Genomic DNA, 21,375 nt, shown 5'->3' with positions numbered 1-21,375 from the left:
ATGAAAAAGTTTTATAAAATTTGTGGGCTAATCTTTGGACTGCTATTACTTATTGGGCTGATCCTACTAGTCGTATTTAGATTAAATGATAACCCGTCACATGATTATAATGGTAAACACGCTCATTATAATGAAAGCAAAACTTTTTACGTGAACAAGTTCGACAATATTAAGTTAGCCTGTTACAGACCTGATATCCGAATTTCACTTAAGGATATTAACAAGTTTAAAGTGGTTGTTAGAGGGGGGCACGGTGCAGACATCAAAAAAATAAAAACTAAAGTTGATCATAATATGCTCACTATTTCGGATCAGCCTGAACATGATTATAACGATGGTTATTATAGCGTTGATGTTTATGTTCCTGCTAAAAGCGCCATAAAAAAGATAACTGGTTTTTGTGCAGAAGGCGATTTTTATATCAATAGTTTAAACGTTCCCCGCATCAATTTGACAATAGATGATGGCGACGTTTTGATTAATAAGCTTACTGCGAAAAGCCTTGACCTAAATTCAAATGACGGTGACCTCAAAGTAAACCAGTCGACTTTTTCACGTAGTTCACTAAAACTAAATGATGGCGATGTTAAGATTAGCGACTCTCAAATACTAAATAACAGCTCAATTATATTGAATGACGGCGACTTTTCAATGTCAAACGCGCCTAAGATCAACTATGTATTGACAAATCACTCGGATGATAAAATCATTTTTAAAGGTTCTTACCATTCCAATCATTTTGCAAAAAAAGTTAAAAATAAACCCGTATTAAAAGTTACTAGTATGGATGGCGATATTCTAATTAATTAGTGGGCAAGTAAACTTTACTTAGATGTTTTCTTGGTTAGTAATACCCATTTTAAAATTAAAAACTTATCTAAAACAAGGAGAATCAAAATGAAAAAGTTTTACCTAATCAGTGTTGCCATCATTACTATCGGTATAATTTTGCTTGGTATTGGTGAAACTAACGGTGGCAGAGAAGATATCAATAATATCCATTCAGGCATAACAACCAATATTGAAAACTTTTTTAATCGTAATCAAACTCACGCATACTCACATCATGTACCAGCAAAATCCCGTACTTTCAACGTAGGCAAGTTCTCTAAAATTAATATTGACGCTGAAGAACCCAACTTCCAAATTGCTAAAGGAGGCAACTTCCAAATTAAAGTTAGTGGTCCTAATGTAAAAAAGATCAGTGCCAAGGTTCATGGCGAGAAACTGACCATTTCAGACAACGGTGCTTATGAGGATGGTACTTATAAGGTAATTGTCACTGTTCCAGAAGCAGACTCGCTAAAAGAAATAACTGGATCATGTTCTGAGGGTAATATTCATTTAGCAGACTTAGCTGTTGCTGACCTCAATTTACAGCTTGAAGATGGTAATGTTAGCGTTGAAAATGTGACAACTCACAAAGCCAATTTTGACCTTGCTGACGGTGACTTAAAAATTACTAATTCAACTTTAACCAGTGGTATCTTAAACTTGAGTGATGGTGATTTAACTGTTACAAATAGTCAATTTAAAATTAAGGCAACTTTGGGTGACGGTGATGTCAGAGTCAATGATTCCAAGTTAATGGCTGACAGCTCCTTTAATTTGAGTGAAGGAGATTTCCAAATGAGCAGACCGCCTAAGATCAGTTACCAGTTGGCAACTTCTTCAGAGGATGAGCTTATATTTCACGGTAATAACTATCACAGACATTTTGCTAGAAAATTAAGGGATGCGCCTCTACTCAAAGTTTCTTGTGGTGATGGTGACATTCTCATAAATTAACTTCTATACATCTTGCAACTGATTAACCCACATAAAGCAAAAGACTGGGATTGATTTTTAAAATTAATCCCAGTCTTTTTAAATGGTTATTTTAGCTGACTAAATCTAATACTTTATTTTTTTATTGCTTCACTTAAGCTAGCGTGATATCATAAGATAAAGAAAAAATTAAATTCATGTTAAAAAGATAAGAGACAGCTTAATCATGAAAATATATATTGACGGAGACTTCGACAAAGAATTTGAAGCTCATGATGAAAAAGTAGAATCGCAAGAAATTGATTTAGAAAATTTTATTAACATAGGTGCCGAAATAGCCACCGCTAGTGTCACTATTCAAGTGGGCGCTGGTTTTCATATATCAACTCATGACATTAATCCTAATCGAATAAAAATTCGTGTGGCAGAGCAAACCCTTTTTATTCGTGAACGAAAGCCTCATTTTCACAAAAAAGTTTATATTAGCAGAATTAAACCTAAAATAACAATTACAGTACCGCAAGCTGCAGAACTCAATGAAGTCCAGCTAAATAATTTTGCTGGCAGCATTGATCTAGCTGGACTTAACATGCAGCAACTTGAAGTCAGAGCAAATGCCGGTTCCTTAAAATTACAGGACGTCACGATCCAAAATAAAGCCGAAATGGTGCTAGATGCTGGCAGTTTATCCATCAATCACTGTAAGATGAATTCCCATGCAAATTTGGCTGCCGGAACTGTCAGGGTCACAAGCTTGCAAGGGAAAAACCACTTTAAACTAGCCGCTGGTTCACTAAAAATGATAGATGATGAAGAGCATAAGACAGATTACGATTTATTCGCCACTTTAGGCTCGATCTACTTTCACGGCAGTAGAATGGGCAAGCATTTTTACAAGCATGAAGGCAGTGCCAACCAATTAACTGCTATCAGCTCGGTTGGCTCAATTAAAATTCAATAAAAGAAGTCTTACTTCGACTTGCACAGGCAAAGTAAGACTTTTTTTATATATAAAATTAGCGCTGAACATCAATTATAAATGAGTTAATATCTCCCCGATATTTGGCAATCGAATATTCAATTGGCCGTTCATCCCTTGTCAGTCCTTGAGTGTGAAAGTAGAACACCGGCTTATGGACTGCAATGTTTAATAAGTTGGCGGTAGTTTCCTCAGCTTCCATTACTTCCAATTTTCTAATTACCCGGGTGACTTTTAAATGGTATTTTTCAAGTGTGCTGTATAAAGAATCTTGGGCAAAATTATAATTAATCAACTCAGGTATCCTCTGTTTAGGCACATAAGTTGTAACTAAAACAATCGGTTGATCATTAGCATAGCGCAGCCGCACTAATTTAAAAACTGGTGCTTTCTCAGGCAGCTGTAAATTTTTGCATACTTCGGGTGTAGCTTTTTCTTCATCAAAATAAAGCAGATTGGTTTTAGGGTAGATGCCTTTGGCACTCATTTCTGCGCTATAGCTTTCAATCAAATGGGTAAATTCCTGCTCGATTTTAACTTTTTTAACCAAGGTGCCCCTTTTACGACGCCGCTCTAAATAACCTTGATTGACCAGCAATGAGATCGCTTGCCTCATTGTTGGTCGACTTACCTGATATTTATCCGCTAATTCAGTTTCTGGAGGAATAATTGTATTTTGCGCATAAATGCCAGTTTGAATTTTATTCAAAAGATCGTTGGCAATTACTTGATATTTAGGGAGTTCTTTTTTTACCAATTAGTTCCACCACTTTCATCTTGTTAATTATACCATTATAAGAATACTATACCATGCAAAAAACCGGTGTAAAGAGCTAAATAATCCCTACTTACACCGGCTTTTTTGACACTATTTTTTATTTACACTTAAATTTCAATTGAGTTAATGCCATCTTTTTCAAACCGCTGCTTAAGAGTTTCAATGATTTTTACACCAGAGCTCGTGCCTATCCGTTCTGCTCCGGCTGCAATCATTGCTAAAAAATCATCGGTATTGCGAATTCCACCTGCAGCTTTGACTTTAACATTCGAACCAACATTTTCTTTCATCAGTTTTACATCTTCTACTTTTGCGCCAGCGGTGCCAAAGCCAGTTGAAGTTTTGACAAAATCTGGTTTCACCTTTTTAGCAATCAAGGCCAGCTGTTTAATTTCAGCTTTAGTCAAGTAGCATGTTTCAAAAATGACCTTACATGGCACATCGTGATCATGGCAAAGTTTAACCATTTGAGTCATTTCATCTTCAATATAAGACCAATTATGAACCCGCACTTGCGTTAAATTAACAACATAATCGATTTCATTAGCACCGTTTTGTAACGCATCTTTAGTTTCTGCCAATTTGCAAGTTATTGTAGTTTGTCCCAAAGGAAAACTAATTGCTGCTCCTGTATCAATATCTGTCCCCTTTAGTTGCTGGGCACAAAATTCAGATTGAACCTCATTAATTGCTACCATCTTAAAATGATATTTTTTAGCTTCATCACAAAGCTTTTTCATGTCTTCTTCAGTCGCATCCGCATGTAAGTTAGTATGATCAATTAGTCGTGCAAAGTCATCTATTGTATATTTCATTGTTATTCTCCTTTTTGTATTTACATAAACTGATTTTAACCACAGAAAGTTATAATGTCAACCGCTTGCTTTTTATTTAAAAATAGTGTTTGACTTATATAAAGCGATTACATATAATTGTGTTGTAAATTAATATGTATTTACAAAAAGAGTGATTTTAGTGAAAATATTATTAACTTCACACGGACATTTAGCACAAGGCATCGCTTCTGGCTTTGAATTTATTGCCGGCAAATCAGACCATATCATGACACTTGAATTAGATGAAAAAGGAATTGGTTCATATTGCGACCGTCTACAAGAGCTGCTTGACGGTAAGACAGAACCAGTCTTAATTCTGGCAGATTTAAAAGGTGGAACTCCATACAATGAGTCCTATAAGTACTACTTGGCTCATACAGAAAAAACCCGGGTAGTCAGTGGTCTGAACCTACCAATGCTTTTAGAACTTGTCCCTCAGTTATCTGACAATACAACGCTTGATGAAGCCGTACAGACCGTTCTACAGGCAGGAACCAATGGTATTGAAGTTGCTCAAGACCAGCAAGATGATGATGACGATATTGAATTTTAAAAAAATAAGAAAGGTGTATTAATAATGAGTATTTCAGTAGTAAGAATTGATGATCGGGTAATCCACGGCCAAACTATGACCCGTTGGACAAAAGCACGTCCTGTGGACGGCATTTTAGTTGTCGGTGATAATATTGCCCATGACAAGTTACGCCGCAAGGTCTTAAAAGCTGCTGCTAACGATTTAAAAGTTGGTATTTATACGGTTGCTGAAGCTGGCGACAAAATCAAAAAGGGTATTGAATCCAAAAAGAAATTTTTCTTAATCAGTGACTCCCCCAAGACTTTTGCGCAAATGGCAGACTTGGGAATTGATTTTGGCAAAGTACTGAATGTTGGACCGATGAATACTCGCCCAGGAACTAAGGTGCTTGGACGAACAGTAGCCATTGATCAAGATGACTACAATGCTTTTGAAGATATTGCAAAACATGGCATTGACATTCAATTTCAGTTATTACCTGATGATGAAATTAAACCTTGGTCAACTATGAAAAAGAAATATGATTCTATGTCTTAATTTTTGGAGGCAATAAAAATGAATAATTTATTTTTTCCCGCACTTTTAACAGGAATTTTCTGTTATCTGGGAGCGATTGAAACGCCCTGGCTATTTGGTATGTCTGGAGGTTTCTATATTGTTGGCAGACCCTTAGTAGCCGGTTTACTGGTCGGCCTTGCTTTTGGCGACATTAAAAATGGTATTTTGTGTGGCCTGGCTGTGCAAGCGGTTTTTATCGCTAACTTGTCAACTGGAGGTGCCACTAATAGTGAAATTACCTATGCAGCATATGGTGGAATAGGTTTGGCCATGGCGACCACTAAAAATCCTGCAATTGCTGTTACCCTGGCAATTCTAATTGGTCAGACATTTGGCTTAATTTTCTATAATGGCAGAATGGCTCTTTACTCTTTCTGGAATACTCAAGCTGAAAATGCCGCACATAATAATGATGATCGTGGTATAGTCCTGAGCCATCTAGTTTATCCGCAAATCACTACCTTCCTTTTACGTGCTGTACCAGTTTTTCTAGCAATTTATTATGGCAAAGGTTTAGTCAATTGGCTAATCGACAGCATTCCCGCTACTGTAACCCATATTATTCAAGTTTTAGGCGGCGTTTTGCCAGCCTTGGGTATTGCTATGTTAATGAGCATAGTAATCAAAAATAAATCGCACTTTATTTTCTTCTTTGCCGGTTTTGTTTTACTTGCTTTTGCCAAATTAAGCATGATTGCAATTGTCTTTATTTCTGCGTTAGTCGCATATCTGTATTACATGTCAACTGGTAAAAGCAGTACTCCGACTGCTACTAGCTCTGCCAATAATGCAGAACAGGCGGTTGATAATGATGACGAATATGAAGATGAAGATCTATTTTAATGAGAGGTGTTAAAGATGGCTACAAAGGAAAATAATACTGAACCACAAAAGCTGCTATCAAAGCATGAACTTAATCAAATTTGGTACCGGTGGGGTTTTACACACCTCAGTTCAATGAGTTATGAAAAGTTGCAGGGACATGCCTGGGCATATTCTTACTTACCTTTTGCACGCAAATATTATAAAAATGATCCCGAGAAAAAAAGACGCCTGCTTGAACGTCATTCCATGTTTTACAATACCGAACCGCAAACAGGTCAAATTATTAATGGGATTGTTGCTTCGCTTGAAGAGCAAATTGCTTTGGGCAACGATGTTTCAGAAGAAATGCCCGTTAACATTAAAGCTACTTTAATGGGTCCTTTAGCTGGCATTGGGGATTCAATCATTCAAGGCATTATTGTTCCTATTTTGTTATCAATTGCAATGAGCTTAGCTAAAGGCGGCAGTCCCGTCGGACCATTATTTTACATTATTGCTTATGGCATAATTGGACCTACAATTTCCTACATTGCCTTTCACAGCGGTTATAAATTAGGTGTTGGCGCAATCGACACTATTGTAGGAGAAAATTCCAAGAGAATTACTGATGCATTTAACATCTTAGGCGTAATGGTTGTGGGAGCTTTGGCAGCAAATACAATTGTTCTTAAAACTGTAGCTAAAATTCCTTTAGGAGGCAAATCGCAACCTTTACAAACAGTTCTAGACGGTATCTTTCCTGGACTCTTACCACTAGCTATGGTTATTTTAGGCTGGTGGCTTGTTTCCAGTAAACAAATGACAGCTACTAAAGTAATTATCATTATGGTTGTAATTGTAACTATCGGCTGTTTGATTGGGTTATTTTAATAAAAGTTCATTTTTACACTGCTTTTTGGCAGATAATAGAGTACACTTTGATTAGTGTGCTCTTTTTATATATAATTACTTAAAATTACGAAAAATAATTTTTTATTTCTATATATTTTGATAGATTAAATAGTGGTTTATACTATTTTGACAAGCTTTTTAGCAACCTTTTTAATCTTAAGCAATTCATGATAAAATTACTTATTGACTTTATTGAAAGAAGGGTTCGATGGGCAAGCGAAAATTCTTCTATCATCATTTAACAGATGATTTAGTGGTTAGCCTGAACCAAGATTATCATTTACCAAATAGTTATGCTATTTTTCCGAAGTCATTAAGTGGGAAAATCTGGTCCAAGTTTGTACGCCCTTTAGGATATCTAATTAGTATGGTCTATATTAATTTAATCCTGAGAGTACGAATAATTGGTAAGGAAAAGTTGCAAGCTACAAACGATCAGGGGTATTTTATCTATGGTAATCATACTCAAACTTTTGGCGATGTGGTTCTGCCGCTCAGCATTGTTCCTGCAAAAAACTATTATGCTATTGCCGCACAATCAAATTGGGGCATTCCTATTTTAGGAAAACTGGTTTTACCATATTTTGGACTTCCTGTTGGTGAAAACATAGAACAATCCGCAAAATTGATTAAAGCAATCACTACTGTTATTAAAGCCAAAAAAGTAGTCGTCATTTATCCTGAATCACATGTTTGGCCTTATTACACTAAAATCAGGCCTTTTCCAGTGAACAGCATGCATTTCCCTGTTGCACTTGACTCTGCCAGCTTTACTATGACTACAACTTACTCTAGGCCCAAGTGGGGTAAGAAACCGCAAATAACGGTCTACATAGATGGGCCCTTCTACCCAGATAAATGTCTCACTAAAAAACAGGCGCAAGAAAAACTACATCAGCAAGTTTATCAGACAATGCAAAAACGAGCCTTAACAAGTGATTTCGAATATTGCATGTATCAAAAAATAAATTAAGGAGTTCTCAATGAATATTCTTTTTTGTGGTGATCATAACGCAGAAGATGGCATTCTTATCGCTACGCTTTCATTAATAAAAAATAGTGGCGCAAAGGAACTCCATATCTACATTCTAACAATGTACACTCAAAGCTATCACAAGAAATTTAAGCCTTTCAGCAAACATGCAGCAGACTATTTAAAAGGCCTTTTGTTGAAGCAAAATCCGCATAATACGTTAAAATTAATGGACTGCACGGGGCTATTTGTCAGAGAGCCGCTAATTGCTAACATGAGTACCCATTTTACTCCTTACGCTATGCTCAGGCTCTTCGCTGACGAAATACCACAGCTGCCAAATAAAATACTATACCTTGACGCTGATGTAATAGTCAGGCGAAGCCTCGTTAGCTTTTACCAACAAGATCTAACTAATTACGAATTCGCTGGCGTTCTTGATTACTGGGGACGGTTCTTTTTTCACAATCTGCATGAGCATAAAGTTTTTGATTACATTAATTCCGGCGTTTTGTTACTTAACCTGCCAGAAATTAGAAAAACAAAATTATTCGCTAGAATTAGGCACCTTCTGCAGACTAGAACCGTGTTAATGCCTGATCAAACTGCAATTAACCGTTATGCCAGAAATAAGAAAATTGCTCCGCGTCGTTATAATGAACAGTATAAATTACAGTCGGACACCGTAATTCAGCATTTTACTACCAGTTTCCGCTTTTGGCCCGTGTTTCATACCTTGACAGTTAAGCCCTGGGATGTTAAGCGGGTACATACAGTACTAAAATTGCACGAATATGATGACATTCTGAATTACTATCTCAATGTGAAAGGTAATTTAGTACAAAAATAATGTTTGGAGAAAATAAATATATGACAATTCCAGTTTTTTATGCAATTAGTGATGATTTTACAAAATACGCAGCAGTTTCACTGAACTCTTTAGTAAAAAATGCTGCTGATGATAAAGATTATACTATCTATTTTTTAAGTCAGGACTTATCACCGCAGCACAAACAAGATCTATTAGAAATAGGCTCTGCTAATGTTCACGTTAAATTCTTTAAGATTAACGATGAAATAGTTGCACCAATTCAAAACCGTACGGAAAACTATTTACGAGCTGATTTCTTTACAATGTCCATTTTTTACCGCTTATTTATTCCTGATCTGTTTCCCCAATATGATAAGGCAATTTATATCGACAGTGACACAATCGTAAATGATGATATTGGTAAATTGTATGATACAGAACTTGGCAATAATCTCTTTGCAGCTTGTACTGATTCCTCCATTCAATTTGTAACAAAAATGGTTGCCTATATTAAAGAAGTATTAGTTCTTGATCCTAAAAAATACATTAATTCCGGCATGCTGGTTTTAAACTGTAAAGCTTTTCGCGATGAGAATTTTATTGATCATTTCATGCGTTTACTCAGTAAATATCATTTTGACTGTATTGCTCCAGATCAAGATTATTTAAACGAAATTGGCGATAAAAGAATTTTACATTTAGATCCTAAATGGGATGCCATGCCAAATGATAATACAGAGCCTTTAACTAATCCCAGCTTGATTCATTACAATCTTTTCTTTAAACCCTGGCATTTTAAAAACGTTCAATATGAAGAATATTTCTGGAAGAGCGCAAAGGAAACTAAGTTTTATAATGATCTGTTGACTGAACTAAATACATACACTGATAAGCAACGCGCTGAAGACCGGCATAAATTAGATCATATGCTGGCTAAAGAAGATAAAACTATTAATGACCCACACAACTGGGCTAATGTGAAAAAACAAGGACCTGTCAGTTTATGATTATAGGCGACAATCGTGAACAAGTAATTCAAAATATTAAAGAAGCAGTTAATAAGGGCAAATGGGATGCTAAAGTTGAAGTTGGTGATCCTGTTCTTTCTATAAATGAAAGCAAAGAACTTGTTAATGCTTTTTGGCGAGAGCAAAAAACTATTAAGGGAAAATTTAATAATCGAATTGGTCATTTAATTTTCAATTCTTTGATGCACGTTCTTACATCTTCCACTACATTTACCGGACTGGAAAATTTGGCTAATTTGCCACAAGGCGGAGCGATTATTACTGCTAATCATTTTAACCAAATTGACTCTTTACCCATTAAGCATTTAGCAAACAAAACCCACCATTCCCTAACTATTGCTATTGAGGACACCAACTTAAAACTACCCGGAATATTGTGCTACCTAATGAACTATGTGGGCACAATTCCTTTAATAGAAACCCCTAGCTATGTCGGTAATGAATTTCCACGTCACCTGCATGATGCGTTAGAGAAAAATAGCTGGGTTTTAATTTATCCTGAACAGGAAATGTGGTGGAATTACCGCAAGCCCCGCGAATTAAAACGAGGCGCCTATTACTTTGCTGCCAAGCAAAATGTGCCGGTTATTTCAACTTTTATTGAAATTCAAACAACTGACAAATTAGAAAAAGACCACCCTGATTTTTACCAAACTAAATATGTAGTTCACGTTTTGCCGCCTATTTTCCCTGATGTTAAACTGAACGCCAATGAAAATTCTAAGCAGATGATGAAACGCGATTACCAGCAAAAAGTAGCAGCCTATGAAAAGGCTTACCAGCGTATGTTGGATCCAGCTTTTACCCCCTGGGATATTGCTGGGTGGCGTTTTAACTATCAAAAAAAATCAAAGTAAAAGTTAGACTTGTTGATTCTTTGAGCTATAATATAGGTGACAATAAGTAAGTGTATTTGGAAAGGGGATATTTTCCAATGGAGAAGTTTACAAAAGAATCTTTAGCAAAATATGATGGTAAAAATGGTAATCCAGCTTATGTTGCTATTAAAGGTGTTGTTTATGATGTCACTGGCAATCCACACTGGACTGATGGCGAACACCATGGCAATTTAGCTGGTCGTGACCTGACTGTTGCAATAGGACAATCACCTCATGGTGAAAGTGTCTTAGGCAACCTGAAAAAAGTCGGTACCTACGAAGATTAATTAGATAATAAAATAATAAAACAGGCATATCAATGTGACGATATGCCTGTTTTATTATGATTAATAATTTAAGTCTTTTTCTGATAAATTATTGCCATTACTTTGTATCACCCTCTTATACCAATAAAATGATTTCTTTTTTAATCTTTTGCATGAACCACTGCCATCATCATGCAGATCAACATAAATAAGTCCATATCGTTTACTCATTTCTCCTGTTGATGAGCTCACTAGATCAATACAGCCCCAAGGGGTATAACCAATTACTTGAGCACCGTCATAAATAGCACCACTAATTGCTTCAATATGCTTTTTGAGATAATCGATTCTGTAATCGTCATAAATTTTATTTTGGGCAGTTACTTTATCTTTAGCTCCGACACCATTTTCAACGATAAAGAGCGGTTTTTGGTACCGGTCATATAATTTGTCTAAAATTACGCGCAAGCCTATTGGATCTATTTGCCAGCCCCATTGAGTAACAGTTAAAAACGGGTTTTTAACACTTTGAGTTAGATTTCCTGGCACAATTTCTCGCTTGTTAATCTTATCAATAGTATTAGACTGGTAGTAGCTTAAAGAAATAAAATCAACAGTTCCCTCAGCAATTTCTTTAAATTCAGCTTTTGTCCAGTCAATACTTTTCTCTGTCAAACCATAATCCTGTAAAAACCTGTGCGTATAACTAGGATAATACCCTCTTACCTGAACATCTGAACAAAAGAAATTAAAGTCTTGCTCTCTGTGTAAAGTTGCCAGCTGATTTTCTGGATTGCAGTCATAAGAATAATTAGCGGTAGAAAGAATCATGCAGCCCATTTTAATTTCTGGAGCCAATTGGTGTGCAAACTTAACTATTCTGGCACTTGCTACAAATTGATTATGCCATGCTTGAAAAACATTCTTAAAGTTTTTAGACCCAGTACGAGGTATTAAAGCCTGAGAAAGAACTGGAAAATGCAATGCAGAATTAATTTCATTAAATGTAATAAAATACTTTACCTTATTTGCGTACCTGGACAAAATCACCTGTGCAAACTTGACAAAATAGTCAATCATCTTTTTGTTTGCCCAGCTATTTAGCTTCTTAATTAAGTTTAAAGGAACCTCATAATGAGAAAGTGTAATAACCGGCTCAATCTGATATTTTAAACATTCATCTATTAAATTATCATAGAACTGCAACCCTGCTTTATTAGGTTTTTCTTCATCACCATTAGGAAAAACGCGACTCCATGAAATAGAAAAACGGTAACATCTAAAGCCCATTTCTTTAAATAGACGAATGTCTTCTTGATATCTGTGATAATGGTCAATACCAAAATGATTGGGATATTGATACTTCTTTTCATCTATTTGCCAGTTAAAATCGTTACGATTAACTATTTTTAATCTATCTTTTCCTCCAGGCATTGCATCAACCGTTGAAGGCTTTCTGCCATCCTCTAAATATGCACCTTCAATCTGAGATGCTGCAGTAGCACCGCCCCAAAGAAAATTTTCAGGAAAGTTGTTATAATTCATTATCTTTATACTCCGTTTGTTGATTCAAAAAATTATATAATCCTCCATATAAGTTAGCATCGCTCAAAAAAGTAGTAGTTACTATTTCCGGCAGTTCGATGTTTTTAGCGATTTTAGGAGATTTTTCAACAGCAGTGAATAATTCCACTTTTATTTGCCTAAGCAAAACTGGCTGATTACTAATACCGCCACCAATTGCTACTCTTTGAATATCAATCACACTATGTATATTTAAGATGGTAGTCGCAATTGCAGCACAATAGTCTTTAAATATTGTCCAAATCGCTGGATCCTCGTTATTGATAACCTCAAAAACTTTTTTACCATCATCAATATTGGATAAATTTTTATGTTTTGCACATTTTTCAATCATATTTAAAGCAGAACATAACTTACCGACAATATTATTTTGGTCAATAGTTCTTCCTAAAGTGATAAAACTAATTTCTCCAGCCTGATCATGAAAGCCACGCAAAATTTTACCATTTACTATTATTCCGCCACCTACGCCAGTGCCTAGAATAATTACTGCACCATTAGCAATATTATGCATACTACCGCGCCATATTTCAGCTAAAGTTGCAGCTCTACCATCGTTTTCTACTTCAACTGGAACATGATATTTATTTCCTAATATGTGTTTAAAATTAAATTGATCAAGATAGTGTAGCGAGCCCCCGTGATATACAATTCCAGTTTTAGAATCAACTTTACCTGGGACACTGACGGCAATTCCTTTTATATTAACCAAATATTTTTTTACGATCTTATCAATCGTTTTGACAAAATCAGAAATATTATTAGGTGTACTAGTATAATCTTTTGTTATTAAGTTTCCTGACTTATCAAATAAGCCAAATTTAATATTCGTGCCGCCTATATCTATACTAAGATATTTACACATATTTCTTTCCCATCTTTTATCTTACTTATAATACTTCTTTAACAAGTAAATTGGTGTGCAACTCCACGCATGACAATAACTATTTATTGCTAAATTATTATATGGTGAAAAGTCTAGATCATCTGGCTTAAAGGCTTCCCAAAAAGTATCAGCACCTAAGTCAAGCATGCTACCCCAATATTTTTTAATTAATTTTATAGCCAGCTCATTATTACCCGATTCAAAAAGCGCTGCGGCAATATGATGATACATATATGGTGTAGTAATATCTTTAAACGGATAAAACTTTTTCATACTTGCAGCCATAAGTTGCTGGTTTTCTTCATCTGTTAAAATGTGGGCTAACACCATCCAAACTTGGCTTGCTACGTTAATTTCTTTGTTTTTTCCACTAACAAAAAAGCCAGTTTTTTTATCATATAAATTATTAAGAGCAGCTTCTACGATATCTTGTAGTTTATTAGTATAATCTGTCATATCTTCATTAACAACCTGGCCCAAAGAAATGAACTGCTTAAGTGCATAAATTAAAATAGCAGTTGCACAAGTTGATTTATCAAAGTTATTGCCAGAATCAACATATATTGGCCAATCTGATTTTAGCTCAACTAAATTTTGCTCATTTAAATAAAGCAGTGCTTGTGCCAATTCGCGTTTAGCTGGAAGAAACAAATCTTTTACAGTTTCTTTGTCATGGTATTGTTGATAATAATCATACAAAGTTGAAATGAAAAATAAACCATAATCATATAAGAAAGTATCATCAGGAATAGGTTCTGAACCTGTAAATAAATTACTGGTAATTCTGCCACTAGTGGTCGGCAAAGCTCCAAATAAATATAAACACCGCTTTACTAAGTTCTGATCATTAAAGGAAGCGTAATTTGCTAATGCCTGCAGGCGCAAATCACCTAGCCATAGTCTTCGATCTCTTTTTGGGCCATCTTCAAAAACATCTTGCATACAGTCCTGCAAAGTTTTTGCACTTACTGCAATAATTTTATTTAATTGATCATCATCTGTTTTAAAAGTTGCTACATTAGCCAACGAAACTGCACTCTTAGCTTCAAAAGTGGGATTATGGAATACAACTTTCCATTTAGGCGAAGTATCGATTACTTCTAGTTTGATGTACCTGCATGAATATCTTCTATTTAATTTTAAAACTGTAGGGAGTTGGTCAACATGAACGTAGTCTTCTTGAAGCCAAGACCTACTGAGTGCACCATCATATGGCTCTGTTATTTTTACAAACTCAACTGGTTGTTCAGCAAAAACCAAGTGTAAAAATAAAGGTGCATCCATTGGCGAACCCACAGAAGAAATTTCAATACTGAAATAGCCCACATGATGATTGCCTAAATCTAGAATAATAGAATCGCCTTTACCCAATTTAATATGACTAAGATTCTTCAACTTTTGATTTGAAGCTTTAATAGTTATATCGTCTATTCCCTTGCCCTTAGTAACGGTTACCAGTTTTTGCGGCACCACTGTTTCTGTTAACAAAGGTTTTTGTGCATCTTTAGCTTTTTCCAAAAACTTGTTATTTCTGTCAAAATCTATTTTTTTACCTGTTTGAAAATGCATGAAATTACCTCCTTATACTTAATTTGCAGTTCTTACTTTTCTAAAAGCTGCTACTAATGTAATTACTGCCAAAATAACTAATATTATTCCAGCGTTAATAATAGCGAACTTGCCAGTTTTACCAATGAAACTACCGGCATATGGCGAAATGAATGAGCCAAAATTAGATCCAACTAAAGCTAAGGATGTATAAAATGGCGCATTTTGTGGTAAAGCAACTTCACTTATACGGTTAAAAATATACGGAGTTACATTAGAAGCAGCAAAACCAGTTAAAATATTTAACAAATAAATTACACCCATTACCTTAGTAAAACCAATCATTATGAAACCCAGTCCTACTAATGCTAAACCGGCTGGTAATAAATATTGCCTTAAATGTTTGTATAAATAACCAAAACACATTCCACCTAATAATCCGGCTAAATTATGGATACTCCAAGCTGTTGCTGCTTGAGGAGCAGTACCAATTTTGTTTTGAACTAGAAAAGTTGGTAATTTGACTGAAAGAATCATAAAGCAAACCATTGCCATAAACATGAGGAACATTAAAGTAATAAGTAGTCCTTTCCCTGTTTGACTTTGACCTGATTTCTTACCATCTGTTTCAGTATTACTTTTTTCATCTATGTAACCTTCCTTTTCAGGAACAGGTACGAAAATGACAAACAGAATAACGGCTGGAATAAATAATAAATAAACTAAATACGAAGCATGCCAACTAATTTTTAACAATTGTCCAGCAAAATAAGTCATAAGTGAGGTACCGACACCGGCAATGGCTGAACGCCAGCCCATTAATTTTGCTCGTTCATCACCTTTGAAAAAGGTCCCGATTAAACTAATTGCTAAAGGGTTAGCTAAACCAATACCTATACCCAAAACTGCACGAGAAATTAAAACTACCATGTATGAATTAGAAAAAGCAGGAACAATTGAGCTCACAGCTGCTATTACCATCCCTAACAGAGCTGTTTGCTTCTGACCTATTTTTTTAACAATTACGCCACTGACTAGTACAAATACTGTCACAAACATTGAGACAATAGTCGTTAACATTTCTACGTTTGTTAGAGAAACATTACTAAAAGTCTTCGCCATACCTGGTATGGTAGCAGTAATAACACTAGCTGCTTGTTCAACAATATTTAAAAACAATAATGCAATAATCAACATTATTTTTCTTGTTTTACTCAATATCTTCACCTTCCAATAAATATTAATTCTGATCAATCCTAGTGCACTTAGATTCTGCAATAACTATAGTCAAAATTTTACATAAATATTTGCTCAATATTAATATTTTTTGTATTATATTATTATTAAAGAAGGCGCTTTCAAAAAATGGATGATTTAAAGTACATATTAAAGCATTTTAGTTCTGCTTTTAAACTGCCAATACTCTTATTTGACAGCAAAAAGCATATCATTAAAAAATTTCAAAATAGTTTGACCCCAGTTGTTCCGATGTTATATTTGAATCGCATTAATCCGTTAGGTCAAACAAATACTATTTATTTATATGTTACACAAGAGCAGGACAGCTTCAGCGTCATTTATCTGGATAATCCCCAAAACAATATAATTGTGCTTTGGTCTAGTTCTCACAACTTAAACAACATGAAAACACCTACTTCTAACTTCACGGAAGTAAATATCGAATTATTGATCGAGTATAGTACCATACTTTATTTCAGTATTTATCAGAAGAGGCCTATTATTAACCAGCCAATAAGCATCTTGAAACATGCGTATCTTAGTAGCAATAAAAACAATAAAATAGTGCAAAATGAAATTAATACTGATCATGGAAACTATTTAAAAGAGCAGTCAATGATGAATGCTATTAAACTGGGCAATCCTGCTTTATTTGAAAGACAATTAAAAACTTTTATTCCGAGCGGATCACCTGGAAAAATGATTAAAGGTAATGATTTACGGGAAAAGAAAGACTTATTGATAGTATCAATAACTCTATTTACCAGAGCTGCAATTCAAGGAGGGATGCGCCCTGAAGCCGCATATGACTTAAGTGACTTATGTATTCAAAAAGTAGAGGCTTTAAGTACAATTGGAAATCATTATGAAATAATGCTTGATATAGGAAAACTTTTTATCAAACATATTAGAATTAACCAAGGCTATCCGCACTTTAAGCTAATATACAGCATTCAAGATTTTGTATACCATCATTTAAATTCCAGAACCAACTTAACGGACTTGGCCCTACAATTAAATTATTCCAAAAATTATTTATGTGCGACTTTTAAAAAAGAAACTGGTAAAACCATTGTTCAATATATAAACGAATTAAGAATCACTGAAGCACAAAATCAGATTATTTTTTCAAAAAAGAACTTATCTGATATTGCTAATTCATTAGGTTTTACCAGTCAAAGCTATTTTTCTAAAACGTTCAAAAAATATACGCAATTATCCCCTAAACAATATCGTAGTAAATTTCAAGCATAAAAAAACTCCGAAGTATATCTAAGAGCGTTCTATATTTCAATATTATACAAATTACAAAATCCTATACCCTAAAAACTAGTTAGTGTTTCTACCATAAAGTAGTAAGAAATTAAAAAACAACATTATTGTTTATGCTGTAAATTTTTATAAAAATAATGTACGATATTTGTCAAAGGAAGTGATGCTCATGTTACAAATTCGACCTGTTTCAGAGTTAAGAAATTACAATAAAGTCTTTGACAAAGTTAAAAAAGATAATCCAGTTTTTCTTACCAAAAACGGCTATGGCAAATTTGCTCTCATAGATATTGGGGACTATGATGAATTTACTACTGCTCTTGAGCTGGTAACTAAGCTGAAAAAAGCTGAAAAGTCAAAGCATTATAATTTTGATGAAATTAAAGGAAAACTATTCAGCTAATGTTCTCATTAAAATTATCTAGCCCTTCTAAAGAATATTTTGAAAACCTAAAACCTACTTATTGGCTAAGTTTGGTGAAAAAGTAAAAAAGAAGTTTTGGCTAGGGAAGAAGAAAAACTGGATAATTTAAAGTCATTTCTATATCTGGGCATTAAAGTAGCTAAGTTTTCTGAATTACTTAATGGTTATTATGTTCTAATTGATAAATATGAATATATCTTCTACCGTGTAGATGAAAAAGAGAAAATAATTTATATCGGACTTATATTAAGTACCAAAGAAGACCTCATTAAAAAAATCCAAAATTACTTTCATTAATTAAGGCGCATCCATTTACGATGCGCCTCTTTTGTAGTGTTAAACCACAATATTCCAATTTCTATTTAGTAAAAGCCAAAAAATCAATGATGAATTATTGAATTTTTATTATTTCTCAGCCAATTTCGCTGCAGCTGCAATACTTTGCTGTGCGGGCAAGGGAATCCTTCCTAAACCATCAAGCCCAATATTTAATAAATAATTTATTCCTAAGCTATTTAAATATTTGCGGTTGTGATAAATAGTTGCAGGAGATTTCCAATTTTGATCGCGGTAAGAAAAGCCCCATGAGTCATTGGTGGTACCGGCTGACTCATATAACCCATATGGTGAAGGTTTAAGGCCATTGAGTGAGTTAAAATTATTATTTTTAGTTACCTTTTCTTTTTCACTTGGAATTTCATTATCGCCCAGGGAAACATAATCATATTTGCCGTTACCAAGACGTGAATTTATTAGGCAATTTGGCTGCAATTTTTTCACTGTCTCATAAATTTCCTGACTCTGGCTTGCAGTTAATGTCATCGGTACATCAAACCAGGCAACAGCTATCTCCCCATAATTACTCATTATTTCTTTAATCTGGGACAGAATTTTGTCTGTAAAGCATTGATTATAATTCTTATTTTTTTGAGGAAAGTCCCAGCTATTGTCCCAAGTAGTGCCAGAGGATTCAATATCATTTGAAAGGTAGCCTCCCCCATTTGGTTCATGCCAATCTAAGTCTTGGGAATAATAAAGACCCAGCTTTAAGTCGAATTTTTGGCAAGCTGCTGCAAGTTCACCGATTACATCCCGCTGAAATGGTGTTGCATCATACACATTATATGAATCCACTTGTGAATGGTACATTGCAAAGCCATCATGGTGTTTAGTTGTAACTACCAGATATTTCATACCACATTTTTTAGCAAATGCTACGATTTTGTCGGCATCAAAATATATTGGGTTAAAAGCGGTAGCAAGCTGGCGATACTTTGCAACAGGTATTTGCAATTTAGACTGAATCCATTCAGCGTAATTGCTTGCAGATTTTCCTTCATACTCACCAGCAAGAAGTGAATATAAACCCCAGTGAATCATCATGCCGTATTTAGCATTTTTAAACCATTCAATATTCTCGTTTGCAGTCATATTTTTCTCCATTACTAAACATACCCTAGAAATACATAGTGTTGTCATTAAAAGTTTAACACGTATTTTTCGTATAAATTTGATTTCATCAAAAAAGAGTTAGCCTTAATACTTAAAGCTAACTCAAAATATCTATTATCTTAATAAAATTTACTGTATTGCCAAGTAGTTTTCCGCATTACGCAGATCCTCAATTGATAACTGACCAGGTGCAGAAGTTTGACCAACAGCGCCAAAGGACAGACTTGAGCCGAAAACCTGGCCTGCTACTCTAGTGACTTTACCGATATCGCCCATGGCCATAGTAATCAGGGGATTAGCAATCTCTTTGTTCATTTCTGTCGTTGCTGTTAAAAGAGTTAAAACGTCAGAGGCACTGTGAGGCATGCAAGCTAACTTTGGCACATCAGCACCAAGTTGTGCCATTTTTCGTAAACGAAATTCAATTACATCTTTAGCTGGCACCTTTTCAAAGTCATGGTTACTCATGATTACAACAACATTATAATTATGAGCTAAAGTCACCAAAGACTTTATTCTTTTTTCATCATGAAAAAGTTCAATATCAACAGCATCACCGAGCCTGTTAGTAACTACATATTCTACTAAATTTAAATACTGATCCTCATCAAGTTGACAAACTCCACCTTCATTTTTAGTGCGAAAGGTAACTAAAACTGGTAACTCGTCCACTTCTCGGCGCAATTTTTTGGCAGTAGTATTTAGTGTATTAAAATCCTTAATCCCTGCAGCATAATAATCAATGCGCCATTCCATTAAATCCGGTTTAGCAGCCTTAATCTTCTTAGCTGAATCCATAATCTCTTTTTCAGTTGAACCGACATTAGGCACAGCAATTTTAGGTAGACCTGCACCTAAAACAATATTTCTAATCTTGACAGTAGCCATTATTCAATACCTCAACTAATTATTATCATCTGAAAACATAATTTCACGGATATAATCAGTTGGCATATCTTTACCTGTCCATAATTTGAATGAGGCCGCCCCCTGATCAATCATCATGCCAATGCCATCAAAAACATGCTTGACTCCTGCTTTTTGAGCCACTTTCATTAATTTGGTAGTTCTAGGAGCATAAACTGTGTCAAACACCACCATATCTTCATGGAACCAGGAAGGATCTGAAACTAGCGTCTTATCTTCAAGCGGCTTCATACCAACGCTGGTCGCATCACAATAAATATCGCTTTCTGCAATTGATTGCTTAAATGCTTCCTGATCAGTCAGCTCAGTTAAAGAAACCTGGCAATCAGTTTTTTCTTGAATAGTTTTGACGTTCTTTTCAGCCTGAGCCCACTTGTCATCTTTAATATTAAAAATTCTGATTTCTTTAGCACCATCTAAAGCCGATTGAACAGCTATTGGGGTTGCGGCACCGCCGGCACCAGTCAAAGTCATCACTTTGCCTTTAATGTCAATGCCTTCATCCTTAAGCGATTGGACAAAGCCAATGCCGTCAGTAGTGTAGCCAGTCAAAACACCATGATCGTTCACAATAGTATTAACCGCATCACACATTTCAGAAGCTGGCGATAATTTATCAAGGTACTGGATTACCTCTTTTTTATTGGGCATCGAAACGTTTGAGCCACGCATATCTAAAGTGCGGATAGCGTCAACTGCACCTTTTAGTTTATCATTGCCAATTTCAAAACAGAGATAAGTATAATTCAAGCCCAACTTAGCAAAGGCATTGTTGTGCATTGTAGGTGACATTGAATGCCGAATAGGATATGCCATTAAGCCAATTAAGTAGGTATGACCATCTAGCCAGCCAGTAATCGGACCATTAACACCAGTAATTTTATTAGCCATCATTTTTCTCCTTTATTAAATTTAAAA

The 21,375-nt window shown here is 35.0% G+C and carries 24 protein-coding genes; 15 read left to right on the top strand and 9 right to left on the bottom strand.

Translation table 11 applies throughout. From position 1 onward, the window contains the following. The 3 genes from ACZ2M0_RS05695 (at window position 1) to ACZ2M0_RS05685 (ending at window position 2,728) form a co-directional block, all read left to right on the top strand. The gene (locus ACZ2M0_RS05695) at window positions 1–810 is read left to right on the top strand and encodes a DUF4097 family beta strand repeat-containing protein (protein ID WP_490058822.1); all 810 of its coding nucleotides are present in this window, start codon (window positions 1–3) and stop codon (window positions 808–810) included. A gap of 87 nt (window positions 811–897) precedes the next feature. Beyond that, on the top strand, window positions 898–1,788 hold the full coding sequence (locus ACZ2M0_RS05690; RefSeq protein WP_490058821.1) for a DUF4097 family beta strand repeat-containing protein: 891 nt from the start codon (window positions 898–900) through the stop codon (window positions 1,786–1,788). A 205-nt stretch (window positions 1,789–1,993) separates the two neighbouring features. Continuing rightward, a complete protein-coding gene (locus tag ACZ2M0_RS05685; protein WP_490058820.1) occupies window positions 1,994–2,728 on the top strand; it encodes a DUF4097 family beta strand repeat-containing protein in 735 nt (244 codons plus the stop codon). Between the two features lie 55 nt (window positions 2,729–2,783). On the opposite strand, the gene ACZ2M0_RS05680 is transcribed toward ACZ2M0_RS05685, so the two are convergent. Together ACZ2M0_RS05680 and deoC are read right to left on the bottom strand one after the other, a co-directional pair. Next, a complete protein-coding gene (locus tag ACZ2M0_RS05680) occupies window positions 2,784–3,503 on the bottom strand; it encodes a GntR family transcriptional regulator (protein WP_122051772.1) in 720 nt (239 codons plus the stop codon). 128 nt (window positions 3,504–3,631) lie between these two features. After that, a complete protein-coding gene (gene deoC / locus ACZ2M0_RS05675; protein ID WP_045927370.1) occupies window positions 3,632–4,339 on the bottom strand; it encodes a deoxyribose-phosphate aldolase in 708 nt (235 codons plus the stop codon). A 160-nt stretch (window positions 4,340–4,499) separates the two neighbouring features. On the opposite strand from deoC, the gene ACZ2M0_RS05670 reads away from it, so the two are divergent. The 9 genes from ACZ2M0_RS05670 (at window position 4,500) to ACZ2M0_RS05630 (ending at window position 11,146) form a co-directional block, all read left to right on the top strand. Beyond that, window positions 4,500–4,913, top strand: coding sequence for a PTS sugar transporter subunit IIA (locus tag ACZ2M0_RS05670; RefSeq protein WP_490058819.1), 414 nt, complete (start codon window positions 4,500–4,502; stop codon window positions 4,911–4,913). A 24-nt stretch (window positions 4,914–4,937) separates the two neighbouring features. Then, a complete protein-coding gene (locus ACZ2M0_RS05665; protein WP_490058818.1) occupies window positions 4,938–5,432 on the top strand; it encodes a PTS sugar transporter subunit IIB in 495 nt (164 codons plus the stop codon). An 18-nt stretch (window positions 5,433–5,450) separates the two neighbouring features. Next, complete coding sequence (locus ACZ2M0_RS05660; protein WP_490058817.1) at window positions 5,451–6,296, top strand: PTS mannose/fructose/sorbose/N-acetylgalactosamine transporter subunit IIC; 846 nt, start codon at window positions 5,451–5,453, stop codon at window positions 6,294–6,296. A 15-nt stretch (window positions 6,297–6,311) separates the two neighbouring features. Beyond that, a complete protein-coding gene (locus tag ACZ2M0_RS05655; protein WP_198180124.1) occupies window positions 6,312–7,148 on the top strand; it encodes a PTS system mannose/fructose/sorbose family transporter subunit IID in 837 nt (278 codons plus the stop codon). 229 nt (window positions 7,149–7,377) lie between these two features. Then, on the top strand, window positions 7,378–8,142 hold the full coding sequence (locus ACZ2M0_RS05650; RefSeq protein WP_490058816.1) for a lysophospholipid acyltransferase family protein: 765 nt from the start codon (window positions 7,378–7,380) through the stop codon (window positions 8,140–8,142). 10 nt (window positions 8,143–8,152) lie between these two features. Then, window positions 8,153–8,992, top strand: a complete 840-nt coding sequence (locus tag ACZ2M0_RS05645) for a glycosyltransferase (protein WP_490058815.1) — start codon at window positions 8,153–8,155, stop codon at window positions 8,990–8,992. Window positions 8,993–9,012: 20 nt separating this feature from the next. Further along, the gene (locus ACZ2M0_RS05640; RefSeq protein ID WP_490058814.1) at window positions 9,013–9,960 is read left to right on the top strand and encodes a glycosyltransferase family 8 protein; all 948 of its coding nucleotides are present in this window, start codon (window positions 9,013–9,015) and stop codon (window positions 9,958–9,960) included. Further along, a complete protein-coding gene (locus tag ACZ2M0_RS05635) occupies window positions 9,957–10,838 on the top strand; it encodes a lysophospholipid acyltransferase family protein (protein WP_490058813.1) in 882 nt (293 codons plus the stop codon). Before ACZ2M0_RS05640 ends, ACZ2M0_RS05635 begins: the two co-directional genes overlap by 4 nt. 77 nt (window positions 10,839–10,915) lie before the next feature. Then, window positions 10,916–11,146, top strand: a complete 231-nt coding sequence (locus tag ACZ2M0_RS05630; protein ID WP_034981697.1) for a cytochrome b5 domain-containing protein — start codon at window positions 10,916–10,918, stop codon at window positions 11,144–11,146. Between the two features lie 60 nt (window positions 11,147–11,206). Here ACZ2M0_RS05630 and ACZ2M0_RS05625 read toward each other — a convergent pair whose 3' ends face one another. Genes ACZ2M0_RS05625 through ACZ2M0_RS05610 form a run of 4 tightly spaced genes read right to left on the bottom strand, consistent with a single transcriptional unit; the run spans window position 11,207 to window position 16,370 of the window. Continuing rightward, on the bottom strand, window positions 11,207–12,670 hold the full coding sequence (locus ACZ2M0_RS05625; protein WP_490058812.1) for a glycoside hydrolase family 1 protein: 1,464 nt from the start codon (window positions 12,668–12,670) through the stop codon (window positions 11,207–11,209). After that, window positions 12,660–13,574 (bottom strand): ROK family protein, encoded by a 915-nt coding sequence (locus tag ACZ2M0_RS05620; protein WP_490058811.1) that lies wholly within the window; start codon window positions 13,572–13,574, stop codon window positions 12,660–12,662. The genes ACZ2M0_RS05625 and ACZ2M0_RS05620 overlap by 11 nt, the downstream gene beginning before the upstream one ends. Window positions 13,575–13,595: 21 nt before the next feature. Continuing rightward, the gene (locus tag ACZ2M0_RS05615; RefSeq protein ID WP_490058810.1) at window positions 13,596–15,164 is read right to left on the bottom strand and encodes an alpha-L-rhamnosidase-related protein; all 1,569 of its coding nucleotides are present in this window, start codon (window positions 15,162–15,164) and stop codon (window positions 13,596–13,598) included. Between the two features lie 18 nt (window positions 15,165–15,182). After that, window positions 15,183–16,370 (bottom strand): MFS transporter, encoded by a 1,188-nt coding sequence (locus tag ACZ2M0_RS05610; protein ID WP_490058864.1) that lies wholly within the window; start codon window positions 16,368–16,370, stop codon window positions 15,183–15,185. Window positions 16,371–16,508: 138 nt separating this feature from the next. Here ACZ2M0_RS05610 and ACZ2M0_RS05605 point away from each other — a divergent pair, with 138 nt between their 5' ends. The 3 genes from ACZ2M0_RS05605 to ACZ2M0_RS05595 all read left to right on the top strand — a co-directional run bounded on the left by ACZ2M0_RS05605 (window position 16,509) and on the right by ACZ2M0_RS05595 (window position 18,375). Next, entirely contained in the window at window positions 16,509–17,636 is a 1,128-nt protein-coding gene (locus ACZ2M0_RS05605) for an AraC family transcriptional regulator (RefSeq protein WP_490058809.1), read from the top strand. A 187-nt stretch (window positions 17,637–17,823) separates the two neighbouring features. Continuing rightward, entirely contained in the window at window positions 17,824–18,057 is a 234-nt protein-coding gene (locus ACZ2M0_RS05600; RefSeq protein WP_490058808.1) for a type II toxin-antitoxin system prevent-host-death family antitoxin, read from the top strand. A 96-nt stretch (window positions 18,058–18,153) separates the two neighbouring features. Then, a complete protein-coding gene (locus tag ACZ2M0_RS05595) occupies window positions 18,154–18,375 on the top strand; it encodes a hypothetical protein (RefSeq protein WP_490058807.1) in 222 nt (73 codons plus the stop codon). Between the two features lie 108 nt (window positions 18,376–18,483). On the opposite strand, the gene ACZ2M0_RS05590 is transcribed toward ACZ2M0_RS05595, so the two are convergent. From ACZ2M0_RS05590 to ACZ2M0_RS05580, 3 genes are all read right to left on the bottom strand, one after another. Further along, the gene (locus tag ACZ2M0_RS05590) at window positions 18,484–19,509 is read right to left on the bottom strand and encodes an alpha-L-fucosidase (RefSeq protein WP_490058806.1); all 1,026 of its coding nucleotides are present in this window, start codon (window positions 19,507–19,509) and stop codon (window positions 18,484–18,486) included. 150 nt (window positions 19,510–19,659) lie between these two features. After that, complete coding sequence (aroD, locus tag ACZ2M0_RS05585; protein ID WP_490058805.1) at window positions 19,660–20,418, bottom strand: type I 3-dehydroquinate dehydratase; 759 nt, start codon at window positions 20,416–20,418, stop codon at window positions 19,660–19,662. Between the two features lie 15 nt (window positions 20,419–20,433). Then, entirely contained in the window at window positions 20,434–21,348 is a 915-nt protein-coding gene (locus ACZ2M0_RS05580) for a shikimate dehydrogenase (RefSeq protein WP_490058804.1), read from the bottom strand. Between the last annotated feature and the right edge of the window lie 27 nt (window positions 21,349–21,375).

The sequence above is a fragment of the Lactobacillus sp. VURO6/B1 (VP7) genome (assembly GCF_058139575.1).
This window is presented reverse-complemented; position numbering and strand designations above follow the sequence as displayed.

What these genes read in the sequence shown, in the direction of transcription:
- ACZ2M0_RS05665 (WP_490058818.1), top strand. Translation starts at nt 4,938, where the DNA reads ATGAGTATTTCAGTAGTAAGAATTGATGATCGGGTAATCCACGGCCAA.
- ACZ2M0_RS05605 (WP_490058809.1), top strand. Translation starts at nt 16,509, where the DNA reads ATGGATGATTTAAAGTACATATTAAAGCATTTTAGTTCTGCTTTTAAA.
- ACZ2M0_RS05580 (WP_490058804.1), bottom strand. Translation starts at nt 21,348, where the DNA reads ATGGCTAATAAAATTACTGGTGTTAATGGTCCGATTACTGGCTGGCTA.
- ACZ2M0_RS05695 (WP_490058822.1), top strand. Translation starts at nt 1, where the DNA reads ATGAAAAAGTTTTATAAAATTTGTGGGCTAATCTTTGGACTGCTATTA.
- ACZ2M0_RS05640 (WP_490058814.1), top strand. Translation starts at nt 9,013, where the DNA reads ATGACAATTCCAGTTTTTTATGCAATTAGTGATGATTTTACAAAATAC.
- ACZ2M0_RS05645 (WP_490058815.1), top strand. Translation starts at nt 8,153, where the DNA reads ATGAATATTCTTTTTTGTGGTGATCATAACGCAGAAGATGGCATTCTT.
- ACZ2M0_RS05620 (WP_490058811.1), bottom strand. Translation starts at nt 13,574, where the DNA reads ATGTGTAAATATCTTAGTATAGATATAGGCGGCACGAATATTAAATTT.
- ACZ2M0_RS05600 (WP_490058808.1), top strand. Translation starts at nt 17,824, where the DNA reads ATGTTACAAATTCGACCTGTTTCAGAGTTAAGAAATTACAATAAAGTC.
- ACZ2M0_RS05660 (WP_490058817.1), top strand. Translation starts at nt 5,451, where the DNA reads ATGAATAATTTATTTTTTCCCGCACTTTTAACAGGAATTTTCTGTTAT.
- ACZ2M0_RS05690 (WP_490058821.1), top strand. Translation starts at nt 898, where the DNA reads ATGAAAAAGTTTTACCTAATCAGTGTTGCCATCATTACTATCGGTATA.
- ACZ2M0_RS05625 (WP_490058812.1), bottom strand. Translation starts at nt 12,670, where the DNA reads ATGAATTATAACAACTTTCCTGAAAATTTTCTTTGGGGCGGTGCTACT.
- ACZ2M0_RS05630 (WP_034981697.1), top strand. Translation starts at nt 10,916, where the DNA reads ATGGAGAAGTTTACAAAAGAATCTTTAGCAAAATATGATGGTAAAAAT.
- ACZ2M0_RS05650 (WP_490058816.1), top strand. Translation starts at nt 7,378, where the DNA reads ATGGGCAAGCGAAAATTCTTCTATCATCATTTAACAGATGATTTAGTG.
- aroD (WP_490058805.1), bottom strand. Translation starts at nt 20,418, where the DNA reads ATGGCTACTGTCAAGATTAGAAATATTGTTTTAGGTGCAGGTCTACCT.
- ACZ2M0_RS05590 (WP_490058806.1), bottom strand. Translation starts at nt 19,509, where the DNA reads ATGACTGCAAACGAGAATATTGAATGGTTTAAAAATGCTAAATACGGC.
- ACZ2M0_RS05635 (WP_490058813.1), top strand. Translation starts at nt 9,957, where the DNA reads ATGATTATAGGCGACAATCGTGAACAAGTAATTCAAAATATTAAAGAA.
- ACZ2M0_RS05685 (WP_490058820.1), top strand. Translation starts at nt 1,994, where the DNA reads ATGAAAATATATATTGACGGAGACTTCGACAAAGAATTTGAAGCTCAT.
- ACZ2M0_RS05655 (WP_198180124.1), top strand. Translation starts at nt 6,312, where the DNA reads ATGGCTACAAAGGAAAATAATACTGAACCACAAAAGCTGCTATCAAAG.
- ACZ2M0_RS05615 (WP_490058810.1), bottom strand. Translation starts at nt 15,164, where the DNA reads ATGCATTTTCAAACAGGTAAAAAAATAGATTTTGACAGAAATAACAAG.
- deoC (WP_045927370.1), bottom strand. Translation starts at nt 4,339, where the DNA reads ATGAAATATACAATAGATGACTTTGCACGACTAATTGATCATACTAAC.